The 12,317-nt window shown below is 61.9% G+C and carries 12 protein-coding genes; 8 read left to right on the top strand and 4 right to left on the bottom strand.

Translation table 11 applies throughout. The annotated features are described in order from the left end of the window. Positions 1 to 77: 77 nt before the first annotated feature. The 6 genes from BM403_RS27520 (at position 78) to BM403_RS27495 (ending at position 6,638) form a co-directional block, all read left to right on the top strand. On the top strand, positions 78 to 968 hold the full coding sequence (locus BM403_RS27520; protein ID WP_012723073.1) for a 2-hydroxy-3-oxopropionate reductase: 891 nt from the start codon (positions 78 to 80) through the stop codon (positions 966 to 968). A gap of 108 nt (positions 969 to 1,076) precedes the next feature. Beyond that, a complete protein-coding gene (locus BM403_RS27515) occupies positions 1,077 to 2,357 on the top strand; it encodes a glycerate kinase type-2 family protein (RefSeq protein WP_012723072.1) in 1,281 nt (426 codons plus the stop codon). Beyond that, positions 2,347 to 3,762 (top strand): pyruvate kinase, encoded by a 1,416-nt coding sequence (pyk, locus tag BM403_RS27510; protein ID WP_093546137.1) that lies wholly within the window; start codon positions 2,347 to 2,349, stop codon positions 3,760 to 3,762. Before BM403_RS27515 ends, pyk begins: the two co-directional genes overlap by 11 nt. A 34-nt stretch (positions 3,763 to 3,796) precedes the next feature. Continuing rightward, the gene (locus tag BM403_RS27505; protein ID WP_093546134.1) at positions 3,797 to 4,672 is read left to right on the top strand and encodes an urea transporter; all 876 of its coding nucleotides are present in this window, start codon (positions 3,797 to 3,799) and stop codon (positions 4,670 to 4,672) included. Between the two features lie 31 nt (positions 4,673 to 4,703). Then, positions 4,704 to 5,528, top strand: a complete 825-nt coding sequence (locus tag BM403_RS27500) for an ion transporter (protein ID WP_012723069.1) — start codon at positions 4,704 to 4,706, stop codon at positions 5,526 to 5,528. A gap of 105 nt (positions 5,529 to 5,633) precedes the next feature. Then, complete coding sequence (locus tag BM403_RS27495) at positions 5,634 to 6,638, top strand: sulfate ABC transporter substrate-binding protein (RefSeq protein ID WP_033897617.1); 1,005 nt, start codon at positions 5,634 to 5,636, stop codon at positions 6,636 to 6,638. Between the two features lie 57 nt (positions 6,639 to 6,695). Here the strand turns inward: BM403_RS27495 and BM403_RS27490 are convergent, their stop codons facing one another. Next, entirely contained in the window at positions 6,696 to 7,310 is a 615-nt protein-coding gene (locus BM403_RS27490) for a DUF5666 domain-containing protein (protein ID WP_064052896.1), read from the bottom strand. A gap of 176 nt (positions 7,311 to 7,486) precedes the next feature. Here BM403_RS27490 and BM403_RS27485 point away from each other — a divergent pair, with 176 nt between their 5' ends. After that, positions 7,487 to 8,683, top strand: a complete 1,197-nt coding sequence (locus BM403_RS27485; protein ID WP_012723066.1) for an MFS transporter — start codon at positions 7,487 to 7,489, stop codon at positions 8,681 to 8,683. Positions 8,684 to 8,692: 9 nt separating this feature from the next. On the opposite strand, the gene BM403_RS27480 is transcribed toward BM403_RS27485, so the two are convergent. The 3 genes from BM403_RS27480 to BM403_RS27470 form a co-directional block, all read right to left on the bottom strand. Beyond that, positions 8,693 to 10,225 carry a M10 family metallopeptidase C-terminal domain-containing protein gene (locus BM403_RS27480; protein WP_093546131.1) on the bottom strand — a complete coding sequence of 511 codons (1,533 nt, stop codon included), beginning with the start codon at positions 10,223 to 10,225 and terminating at the stop codon, positions 8,693 to 8,695. A 389-nt stretch (positions 10,226 to 10,614) separates the two neighbouring features. Beyond that, positions 10,615 to 11,019 carry a type II toxin-antitoxin system HicB family antitoxin gene (locus tag BM403_RS27475; protein WP_012723064.1) on the bottom strand — a complete coding sequence of 135 codons (405 nt, stop codon included), beginning with the start codon at positions 11,017 to 11,019 and terminating at the stop codon, positions 10,615 to 10,617. Positions 11,020 to 11,030: 11 nt separating this feature from the next. Further along, positions 11,031 to 11,204, bottom strand: coding sequence for a type II toxin-antitoxin system HicA family toxin (locus tag BM403_RS27470; RefSeq protein ID WP_093546128.1), 174 nt, complete (start codon positions 11,202 to 11,204; stop codon positions 11,031 to 11,033). Positions 11,205 to 11,410: 206 nt separating this feature from the next. Between BM403_RS27470 and BM403_RS27465 the strand changes: the two genes are divergently transcribed. After that, positions 11,411 to 12,304 (top strand): LysR family transcriptional regulator, encoded by an 894-nt coding sequence (locus BM403_RS27465; protein WP_093546125.1) that lies wholly within the window; start codon positions 11,411 to 11,413, stop codon positions 12,302 to 12,304. The last annotated feature ends 13 nt before the right edge of the window (positions 12,305 to 12,317 follow it).

Here is a 12,317-nt window from a genome sequence, read left to right as displayed (position 1 = left end):
TTACCTGACACACCGTCATCGGGGGCAAGCCCCCTCCCACAGGGGACCTGCGGTGTAATAACAAGAGGATTTTCGTCATGGCTAAAATCGGATTCATCGGCACCGGCATCATGGGCCAACCCATGGCCGCCAACCTGCAGAAAGCAGGTCACCAACTGTTCCTCTCCGAGCATCACGGCAAGGCCCCGCAAGCGTTGCTCGACGCGGGTGCCGTGGCCCTGGCCAACCCGCAGCAAGTGGCGCAGGAAGCCGAGTTCATCATCGTCATGGTGCCGGACACCCCGCAGGTCGATGACGTGTTGTTCCGCAAAGACGGCGTGGCTGCAGGCCTGTCGCCGAACAAGGTGGTGATCGACATGAGCTCGATCTCCCCCACCGCCACCAAGGCGTTCGCGGCGAAGATCAACGAGACCGGCGCGCAGTACCTGGATGCACCGGTGTCCGGTGGTGAAGTCGGCGCCAAGGCCGGCACCCTGAGCATCATGATCGGTGGTGAGCCGCAGACCTTCGAACGCGCCTTGCCGCTGTTCCAGGCCATGGGCAAGAACATCACGCTGGTAGGCGGCAATGGCGATGGCCAGACCGCCAAGGTTGCCAACCAGATCATCGTCGCGCTGAACATCCAGGCGGTGGCCGAAGCGTTGTTGTTCGCCGCCAAGAACGGCGCCGACCCGGCCAAGGTGCGTGAAGCGCTGATGGGCGGCTTTGCTTCGTCGAAAATCCTCGAAGTGCATGGCGAGCGCATGATCAAGGGCACCTTCGATCCGGGCTTCCGTATCAACCTGCACCAGAAGGACCTCAACCTGGCCCTGGCCGGCGCCAAGGAGCTGGGGATCAACCTGCCGAACACCGCCGGCACCCAACAGGTGTTCAGCACGTGCACGGCGATTGGCGGCGGTAACTGGGACCATTCGGCGCTGATCAAGGGGCTGGAGCATATGGCGAATTTTTCGATTCGCGATAAATAGCCCCTGATGAAATGCAATCAAAGTGTGGGAGGGGGCTTGCCCCCTCCCACACTTTGATCGCATTCCAAGCCTCACCTCTAATAACAAGAATCCCCCGGGAGCCCGCTTATGTCGGTCGATCCGCAACACCTGCTTCGCGAGCTGTTTGCCACAGCCATCGACGCCGCCCACCCCCGGCAAGTCCTCGAACCCTACCTGCCCGCCGACCGCAGCGGCCGTGTGATCGTGATCGGCGCCGGCAAGGCCGCCGCCGCCATGGCCTTGGTCGTGGAGAACGTCTGGCAGGGCGAAGTCACCGGCTTGGTGGTCACCCGTTACGGCCACGGCGCGCCCTGCCAGAAAATCGAAGTGGTCGAAGCCGCCCACCCCGTGCCCGACGCCGCCGGACTGGCCGTGGCCCAGCGCGTGCTGGCATTGATCAGCAACCTCGGCGAAGACGACCGTGTGATCTTCCTGCTGTCCGGCGGCGGCTCTGCCCTGCTGGCCCTGCCCGCCGAAGGCATCACCCTGGCCGACAAACAGGCGATCAACAAAGCCCTGCTCAAATCCGGGGCGACCATTGGCGAGATGAATTGCGTGCGCAAGCACCTCTCGGCGATCAAGGGTGGCCGCCTGGCGAAAGCGGCCTGGCCGGCGACGGTGTACACCTATGCGATTTCCGATGTGCCGGGCGACCAGGCCACGGTGATCGCCTCCGGCCCCACGGTCGGCGACCCGAGCACCTCGCAACAGGCCTTGGCGATTCTCAAGCGCTACCACATCGACGCCCCGGCTTCAGTGCGCAGCTGGTTGCAGAACCCGGCCTCGGAAACCGTCAAGCCCGGCGACCCGGTGCTTGCCCGCAGCCACTTCCAATTGATCGCCCGCCCCCAGCAATCCCTGGAAGCGGTGGCGGTAAAAGTGCGCCAGGCCGGGTTCAGCCCGTTGATCCTGGGCGACCTTGAAGGCGAAGCACGGGACGTGGCCAAGGTGCACGCCGGCATCGCCCGGCAGATCGTCCAGCACGGCCAGCCGCTGGCGGCGCCGTGCGTGATCCTCTCCGGCGGCGAAACCACCGTGACCGTGCGCGGCGATGGCCGTGGCGGGCGCAATGCGGAATTCCTGCTGAGCCTCACCGACAGCCTCAAAGGTCTGCCCGGCGTCTACGCCCTGGCCGGTGATACCGACGGCATCGACGGCTCGGAAGACAACGCCGGCGCGATCATGACGCCGTGCAGTTACCGCCGCGCCGAAGCGCTCGGCCTGTCGGCCAGCGACGCGTTGGATAACAACGACGGCTACGGCTATTTCGCCGCCCTCGACGGCTTGATCGTCACCGAGCCGACGCGCACCAACGTCAACGACTTCCGCGCCATCCTGATCCTTGAGACTGCCAAACATGACGCCTGACAAGAAGGTCAAAATCCTCGCCACCCTGGGCCCGGCCACCGACGGTATCGATGACATCCGCGAGCTGGTGGAAGCCGGCGTGAATATCTTCCGGCTCAATTTCAGCCACGGCGACCACGCCGACCACGCCCAGCGCTACCAGTGGATTCGCCAGGTGGAGCGCCAGCTGAATTACCCGCTGGGCATCCTCATGGACCTGCAAGGGCCGAAGCTGCGGGTCGGGCGGTTTGCCGAGGGCAAGGTGCAGTTGGTACGCGGCCAGGCCCTGCGCCTGGACCTCGACGAAACACCCGGTGACCAGCGCCGGGTCAACCTGCCTCACCCGGAAATCATCCAGGCCCTTGAGCCCGGCATGGACCTGCTGCTGGACGACGGTAAGGTGCGCCTGCGGGTGATCACCAAACACGCCGACGCCATCGACACCACGGTGCTGAACGGCGGCGAATTGTCTGACCGCAAAGGCGTGAACGTCCCACAAGCTTTGCTGGAACTCAGCCCACTGACCGCCAAGGACCGACGCGACCTGAGCTTCGGCCTGGAACTGGGTGTGGACTGGGTGGCGCTGTCGTTCGTGCAGCGCCCGGAGGATATCCGCGAAGCCCGTGAGCTGATCGGCGACAGAGCCTTCCTGATGGCCAAGATCGAGAAACCCTCGGCCGTGCAGCGCCTGCGGGAAATCGCCGAACTGAGCGACGCAATCATGGTAGCCAGAGGTGACCTGGGCGTGGAAGTGCCGGCCGAGAGTGTGCCGCAGATCCAGAAAGACATCATCAGCACCTGCCGCCAACTGGGCAAACCGGTGGTGGTGGCCACGCAGATGCTGGAGTCCATGCGTTTCTCCCCGGCGCCGACCCGTGCCGAAGTTACCGATGTCGCCAATGCCGTGGCCGAAGGCGCGGACGCGGTGATGCTGTCGGCGGAAACCGCCTCCGGTGAGTACCCGCTGGAGGCCGTGCAGATGATGAGCAAGATCATCCGCCAAGTGGAAAACGGCCCGGACTACCAGGCCCAGCTGGATGTCAGCCGGCCCAAGGCGGATGCCACAGTGTCGGACGCCATCAGCTGCGCGATCCGCCGCATCAGCAGCATCCTGCCGGTGGCGGTATTGGTGAACTACAGCGAGTCGGGCAGCTCCAGCCTGCGCGCGGCGCGGGAACGGCCGGTGGCGCCGATCCTCAACCTCACGCCGAACCTGTCCACGGCACGGCGCTTGAGCGTGGCCTGGGGCGTGCATTCGGTGGTCAACGACCGCCTGCGCCAAGTGGATGAAGTGTGTTCCACCGCGCTGGAGATCGCGCAGGCGCAGGGCATGGCGCAGCGTGGGGACACGTTGGTGATTACGGCGGGGGTGCCGTTCGGGCAGCCGGGGTCGACCAATTCACTGCGGATCGAAACCCTACTCTAATCCTCTGTGGCGATCCCCCTTAGAAACTCGACCCATGCACAACCAAACCTGCCCCGACTGGGCCGAAGCCCTGCTCAACGGCTTCAGCCAGATCTTCCTGCAACGCCATCCCCTGTGTGGCCTGCTGTGCCTGCTCGCCATCCTGATCGGCGCACCGGCCCTGCTGGGCGGGGCGCTGCTCGGTGGCGTGGCGGGCTTGCTCACGGCCCAGCGCCGGGGCTATCCCAAGGTTGAACGCCAGGCCGGGCTTTATAGCTATAACGGTGTGCTGCTGGGTGTGTTGATCAGCCAGCACTTCGCCTGGTCGGCGTTGTTGCCGCCGCTGATCCTGGCGTGCGGCGGCTTGAGTGCGATCCTGACGCGGCACTGGTTGAAACACGCCAGCCAGCCCGATGACTTGCCGGCCTATACCGCACCTTTTGTCGGCCTGGGCTGGTTACTGCTGGGCACGGTACCGCCGAGCACGTTTGCCGTGACCGAGTCGGACACCCTGGCCGTGCTCACCGCGCCCTTCACCGGCCTGGCGCAAATCATGCTGCTGGATCAGCCGGTGGCCGGTGCCTCGATTGCACTGGGCCTGTGGCTGGCCAACCGCCGCGCCTGCGTATGGGCCCTGATCGGCGCCAGTGCCGGCACGCTGCTCGCGCTGTGGCTGCAGGAACCCGCCAGCGCCCTCCTCGGCCTGCACGGCTATAACCCGGCGTTGGCCGCCGTGGCACTGAGCCAAGTGCGTCGCCAACCCTGGCTGCCGCTGCTCGGTCTCCTGCTGGCGATCCTCCTCACGCCAGGCTTTGCCGCCCTGCACCTGCCCGCGCTGACCGCACCGTTCATCCTCGCCTGCTGGCTGGTGCACGCAGGCGCCCGAGTGCTGCGCAAACCCCGCATGGACAGGCCCTTCGAATCCCCCTAGGCTTGCTCGATATTCGATTCGGGCGGGATTTATGGACAGCAACAACGACTGGCGCCAGCGGCTCTACGTCATGGTTTTTCAAAGTGACACGGTCGCCGGGCGGCGCTTTGACGGCATCCTGCTGTTGATCATCCTCGCCAGCCTGGTGATCGTGATGCTCGACAGCATCGACCAGATACACCAGAACTATGCCGATGTGCTGGCCTACATCGAGTGGGGCTTCACGCTGATCTTCCTGATCGAGTACGGGTTGCGCCTGTATTGCTCGCCCAAGCCGTTGCGCTATGCCTTCAGCTTTTATGGGTTGGTGGATTTGCTGGCGATCGTGCCCGGCATCCTTGCGCTGTATTACAGCGACGCGCAGTACCTGCTGATCATCCGCATCATCCGCATGCTGCGGATCTTCCGCGTGCTCAAGCTCAGCCCCTACCTCAAGCAAGCCAATTACCTGATGGCGGCGCTGCGCGGCAGCAAGCAGAAGATCGTGGTGTTCCTGGTCAGCGTGTGCACCCTGGTGACGGTGTTCGGCACCTTGATGTACGTGATCGAAGGCCCGGAACACGGCTTTACCAGCATCCCGAAAGGCATCTACTGGGCCATCGTCACGCTGACCACCGTGGGCTTTGGCGATATCGTGCCGAAGACACCGCTGGGCCAGGTGATTTCGTCGCTGGTGATGATCACCGGTTATTCGATCATTGCCGTGCCCACCGGTATTTTCACCGCCGAACTGGCCAGTGCCATGCGCGGTGAACAACTGCAAACCGACTGCCCGGTGTGCAAGAAAAACAGCCATGAGCCTAATGCGGCCTTTTGCTCGCGCTGTGGCAATGCGCTTTTTAAGAAAGTGGAATAAGCAAAGTGCGTTTTAATCTTTAAACGTCTATGCGGCGCCAGCTATAGTCGCTGGCAAATTGCCCTCACTCAATCGACAACCTTCTCGAACAACAAGGAATGAGCAGTGAAAAAACTCGTTAGCGCCTCTCTCCTGGCCGCCGGCCTTGCCCTGGCGGGCGCCGTCCAGGCTGCCCCCGTCACACTGCTCAACGTCTCGTATGACGTAATGCGCGACTTCTACAAGGACTACAACGCCGCCTTCCAGAAACACTGGGAAGCCGAGCACCCGAACGACAAGCTGACCCTGCAGATGTCCTTCGGCGGCTCCAGCAAACAAGCGCGCTCGGTGATCGACGGCCTGCCGGCTGACGTGATCACCATGAACATGGCCACCGACATCAATGCCCTGGTCGACAACGGCAAACTGGTGCCGGACAACTGGGTCACCCGCCTGCCGAACAACAGCGCGCCGTTCACCTCGGCCACCGTGTTTATCGTGCGCAAAGGCAACCCCAAAGCCCTGAAAGACTGGCCGGACCTGCTCAAGGATGGCGTGCAGGTGATCGTGCCCAACCCGAAAACCTCGGGTAACGGCCGCTACACCTACCTGTCGGCCTGGGGCTATGTGCTCAAGAACGGCGGCGACGAAAACAAAGCCAAGGCGTTTGTCGGCAAACTGTTCAAACAGGCCCCTGTGCTGGACACCGGTGGCCGTGCCGCCACCACGACCTTCATGACCAACCAGATCGGCGACGTGCTGGTGACCTTCGAGAACGAAGCCGAGATGATCGCCCGTGAATTCGGGCGCGATCAGTTCGAAGTGATCTACCCAAGCGTCTCCGCCGAAGCCGAGCCGCCGGTGTCGGTGGTCGACAAAGTGGTCGAGAAGAAAGGCACCCGCGTGGCCGCCGAAGACTACCTGAAGTACCTGTGGTCGCCGGAAGGTCAGGAAATCGCCGCCAACAACTACCTGCGTCCGCGTGATCCGAAAGTACTGGCCAAGTACACCGACCGCTTCCCGAAAGTCGACTTCCTGTCGGTGGAGAAGACCTTTGGTGACTGGCGCACGGTGCAGAAGACTCACTTCAATGATGGCGGCGTTTTCGACCAGATCTACAGCGGCCAGTAATTGATAAATGTGGGAGGGGGCTTGCCCCCTCCCACATTTGGCTCCGTGTTTTGGCCTCTACATCGGTGGTGTGATGCCACCCTTGCCGGCCGAGATGGCTTGGGCCGTGATAGTCCCATCCGCCCCCTGCGCCGCAAACAACACCACCTTCACGCCCGCCTTGAGCAAACTGCGATCCCCCGGCTCCAGGTTGACGATCGGCACATCCTCCGGCACGACGATCTTCTGTTCGCCGCCTTTGTATTTCACGGTCAACGTCCGCCCGTTGCTGACCACCAGGTCGCCGACGGTGCCGTTGGTCATGCTGCTGCCTTCTTTCAGATCAAACGCGCGATGCCCGTCGCCCGTACCGGCCATGGCCGGGGGGAACACGTGCACTTCCAGCGCGGTCAGGCTGCCGTCGGCATTGGGCATGGCGGCGGAGCCGATGTAGCTGCCGGGCTTGATCTCATCGATCTTGGCCAGGGTGACCGCGCGCACCTGGGTGGCCGGGGTGAGGTGCACGATAACGTCCTCGCCGCTGTTGACCTTGACGTGCATCGCATCGCCTTCCATCGCCGTAATGGCGCCGCGCACACCCACTCGTGGTGCGTCCGCAGCCTGGGCCAGGCCAACGGCCATGGCGGCGGCAAGCGTGGAAGCCAGGAGCATCTTGTTCAACGTGATTTTCATGACAGTCAATTTCCTGTTTCGGCAGTTGTGCCTGAATGTATCATCAGGCCTCGCGCAGAAAGTTAACGATTCACTCATCATTACCGGGCATGAGTGTTATCACTGCCGACGGCCTACCCCGGCTACGGTGTTGTCTTTAGGCTCGCCCCACTTTCCTTCGCTTTTATGAGAACACCATGAACGCTACTTCCCACGCTACAACCACCATGACCCGGAGCATGGTGATGCTGTTTGCGTTTTGCTGCGGCGCGATCGTCGCCAACATCTACTACGCGCAACCGATCATCGAGCTGATCGCACCGGACATCGGCCTCACGCCCGCCATGGCCAGCCTGATCGTCTCGCTGACGCAAATCGGCTACGCCCTGGGCCTGTTTTTCCTGGTGCCGTTGGGTGATCTGCTGGAAAACCGCAAGCTGATGATCGCCACCACCGTACTCGCTATCGCCAGCCTGTTGGGGGCAGCGGTCACCGAGCAGCCGAACCTGTTCCTGCTGGTGTCGCTGTTGATCGGTTTCAGTTCGGTGTCGGTGCAAATCCTGATTCCACTGGCCGCGCACCTGGCACCCGCCGAGTCCCGTGGCCGGGTGGTCGGCAGCATCATGGGCGGCCTGTTGCTCGGTATCCTGCTGGCTCGGCCGGTGTCCAGCGTAGTGGCGGACCACTTCGGCTGGCGCGCGATGTTCATGGCGGCGGCGGCGTTGATGGCGTTTATCAGCGTGGTGCTGCTGATCACCATCCCCAAGCGCCAACCCGACCACAGCGCCAGCTACGGCCAACTGCTGCGCTCTCTCGGCACTTTGCTGCGTGAGCAACCGGTACTGCGCCAACGCGCGTTTTACCAGGGTTGCATGTTCGCCACCTTCAGCCTGTTCTGGACCGCCGCCCCACTGGAACTGGCGCGCAATCACGGCCTGAGCCAAAGCGAGATCGCGCTGTTTGCCTTGGTCGGTGCACTGGGTGCCATCGCCGCGCCTATCGCCGGGCGCCTGGCCGATGCCGGCCATACCCACCGCGCTTCGCTGTTGGCCATGCTGTTCGCCGCGTTGAGCTTCCTGCCGGCCTTCGTGCACCCGCTGTACAGCGTGATCGGCTTGGCGGTGACCGGTGTGGTCCTGGATTTCTGCGTGCAGATGAACATGGTGCTCGGCCAGCGTGCCATCTACGCCCTCGACGCTAACAGCCGCAGCCGCCTGAATGCGCTGTACATGACCAGCATCTTCATCGGCGGCGCCTTCGGCTCAGCCATTGCCAGCAGCGTGTATGAACACGGCGGCTGGCTGGGCGTGATGCTGGTGGGCAGTGCATTTCCGTTGGTGGCGTTGCTGCGGTTCCTGAGTGCTTCGCGCCAGGGCACGGCCGCCACCGCTTGAGTGGTGGAATCAGGGCTGTTTTTTTCCAGCGGATGCCTGGCCGGACGACGACGTTAGCAGGCTCAGCAACTGCGAGAAGATCGCTAGCAATGTGACGACAAAGATGTGGATCACGCCAGCGGTACTGTCCTGCTTTTTATCCGGCAAGGGCGCGGGAGTGGGGGCAGGCGCCGGGACAGGCGCCGGTGTGGGAGCAGGCGCCGGCTTGGGCAAGGGTGAGACCTCCGGTGCCTGGCCGTCCCACCGCACATCGGCCGGCTTGATCTCGCCCTTACTCTTGACCAACAAGTCCGCAGTGCCCGTTCCTTTCAGGTCAATGGCCAGGCTTGACTGGCCCGTACTGGCATCCTGCTTAAGCACTGCTTCACCCGCTCGCCCAGTGAACCGATCGGTAAATACCAGGCCACGGACACCCGCGTCCTTCAACGCACCCGACACGTCGATTCTATCGGTACCGCTGGTGAAATCCTCGATCATGTCAGGCTGGTCCGGCGTGGAGTCACTGGCCTTGTCGTAGACAAAAGTATCCGCGCCACCCCCGCCTCTCAGGGTATCAGCCCCCCCACCACCCTTGAGCCGATTAGCGGCATCATTCCCCGAGAGCGTGTCCCGGCCGGCGCCGCCCATTGCATTTTCAATCGTGCAGCCCTTGGCAATCGACACATTGCCCTTCAACCCGCCCACATCGGAAAACGATTCGGCGTTCAGGTCGATGTTCTGGTCCTGGGCAAACCCGGAGAAATCCATCGTGTCGACACCCCCACCGTCCCACACACAGAAGACCGGTTTGTCCGTGGCGCTTTTGAGGCTAAACGCCTCCCTTTCGGTATTGGAATTGAATCCATAGGTGGTGTCGGTGTTACGGGTTTGATGGTTGGCACCGTACAGGCGTTGTGCTGCGGCGATATCGTCCATCATCGGCGCGGACGGGCTCTGGTTCTTGAAGTCATGGCCCTTCTGATTTTTCTCAGAAAAGTAACTCATGACAGTGCGCGCATGCGTATCCCCTGCGTAGGTCGCGCCAGTCTGGTAATTGGGGTTACCGCCGTTGTAGTCACCCGGATGATGCAGACCGATGGCGTGGCCTATCTCATGAATGGCAGTCAGCGAAAAGTGACTGCCCAATGCCGCTGAGCTGTTCCCGCCCTGTGTGCCAAGCGTGGCCGTGGTGTGAGGCGTGGCACGGTTCGGAGAGGTCGCGACACCACGATCGCTGCGTGGATTGTTGCGCACGTTGAGCGTGCCGTCCGAGCCGCCTGACTGCTCGCGAAAGTTGATATTGGCAACATCCTGCCAAGACTGCAGCGCCTGGCGGACGCGTTGCTGCTGCGGTTGAGTGAAACTGTTGTCTACCGTGTAATGCACATCGACGGTCGAATCATCATTACGGTCATGAAAGCGCAGGTTTTCCCGCGAGAGTTGTTTGGCTGCCTGGTCCGTTGTGTAGGCGGGCTTATTTCCAGCCCCCGCACCAAACGGGCCGGGGTCCGATACCGGCAGGTTATTAAGAGGACTCATACTGCGCAGGTCATAGTTATTCATTGTGCGGCGCCTTCAGTGTGAATAAAAAGAGCCGAATCAAGCCAATTCGGCGTTCGAGTAACCCAGAACGCCGGCCAACCGACCGTTGATCCGCCGTTCTAGAGATACGCTCGCACGCTGAAAAACTGGACACCAACGTAGATGTGGTTCTAACCGCAACACTTGCGCGGTTCGACATACGCGGCGATATAACTAAGCATTCATTTGCAATTTAAACACTCGACAACACAACAACCTGAACGGCATCACGTTGTTTTTGCAGGAAAAAAACAAGATCTAAAAAAACAGGTGTTGTTCAAGTACGCGGTTTTCCGAAGGGTGAGGACATACCTGTTCAACGTTCTTCAAGGCATCCAAAACGGCGCCGGTGGCCGCAGTGGGCGCCCCCGTCAGGACCGCACCAATTTCTCAAGCGCGGCATCGGCCAGGAATGAAGAACGGCTTTTGACCTTGTGCTCGCGCACATAACGGTCAATACGCTGGATGACATAACCGGGCAAGGTCACATTGACCTTCTCGGTCTTGCCCAAGTAGGGCGTGACGTCCAGCTCCAACATGCCCCAGCCCATTTCGGCGTAGTCTTCGTTCGCGTGATGATGGGCCACCGACGTTGGCATCGGAATCACCCCGCCCTCTGCGGCGATGGCTTGCAGCATGATGTGCGCGACTTCCACGGCGGCGTTGTAGGCCTCTTCAAAACTGTCCCCGGCGGTGACTGCGCCTGGGATATCGGGGATCTGGATACCGGTGGCGGTGAAGTCATCGCCCCATTCGATACAGATTGGGTATTGCATGAATGCTCTCCTTAAAACTGAAACAAACCGGCGCGTTTCCTGATGCTTCTGACGGTGCCCAGCGGCAGGTCCTTCTTGGGATGCGGCACCGGGAGGGTGTACGGGTTATAGCGATGGGTAAAAATGTGATGACTGCCGGTGACCCGATCCACTACCCAACCTGCCTCTTGCAGTTCCTTGATCAATAACCTGCTTTGCCCCCCAGCCTCCTTGGCTTGGCCTGAATAAAAGCAACCCTAGAGTTATCTTTACTCAAGCACAGAATACCTATCTCTGACTGACGGCTGTTTTACTGAATATTGAAAACCCGCCTGCTCAGGGCGGGAAACGCATGACAGCCGTCGTCCATCGCCTTAGGCTTGAGCGCCGCCACGCCAAGCAGGAACAGCCGATGGACCGCCTCACCGCTATGGAAACCTTCGTCCACGTGATCGAAACGGGCTCTTTCTCCGCTGCCGCCAAACGCCTGGGCATCGGTCAGCCCGCCGTCTCCAAAAGCATCGCGCAATTGGAAACGCGCCTGGCCGTGCGGTTGGTGCTGCGCTCCACGCGGGGCCTGACGCCCACCGAGGCAGGCCTGGCGTTTTTCGAGAAAGCCAAGCGCGCCATTGATGAAGCCAACGCCGCTGACGACGCTGCACGCGGCGCGGGGGCGGGGCTCTCCGGCACCTTGCGCATCAGCGCTCCGGTAACCTTCGCCCGGATGCACATCATTCCTCACCTGGGCCCCTTCCTGACGCAGTTCCCCGAGTTGAATGTGGACGTGGTGCTCGACGACCGTAGCCTCAACCTGATCGAAGAAGGCATCGACGTCGCCCTGCGCATGGGCAACCTGAATGACTCAAGCCTAACGGCGCGCAAGATCGGTGAATCGCCCTGCGTCATCCTGGGCACCCCGGCCTACTTCGAACGCTTCGGCGAGCCCGCCACGCCGGCGGATGTGCTGCAACACCAAGCCATCATCTACACCCGTGGCGAAGGCTCGCACTGGCGCTTTACCCAAGGCGACCAGGAATACCCCATCGTCGCCCATGGGCGCGTGCGCGTCACCGCGGCTGAGGGTGTACGTGCGGCGGTGTTGAGCCATTTGGGGCTGACGTTGTCGTCTACCTGGATGTTCGCGCCGGAGCTGGCCAGTGGCGAAGTGAAGACCGTGCTGGCCGATTGGAAGTTACCCGCGCGGGATTTATGGGCCGTGTACGCCACGGGCAGAATGGCGAGTGCCAAGGCACGGGCGTTTGTGGAGTATGTGGAGCAGTTGCTGGCTGAAACCCCATCGCCCTGACAATTTGGATCAG

The organism is Pseudomonas sp. OV546 (assembly GCF_900116845.1).
Classification (GTDB): domain Bacteria; phylum Pseudomonadota; class Gammaproteobacteria; order Pseudomonadales; family Pseudomonadaceae; genus Aquipseudomonas; species Aquipseudomonas petroselini.
Note: the sequence above shows the minus strand (reverse complement) of the source record. Positions and strands in the feature narration are given on the sequence as shown.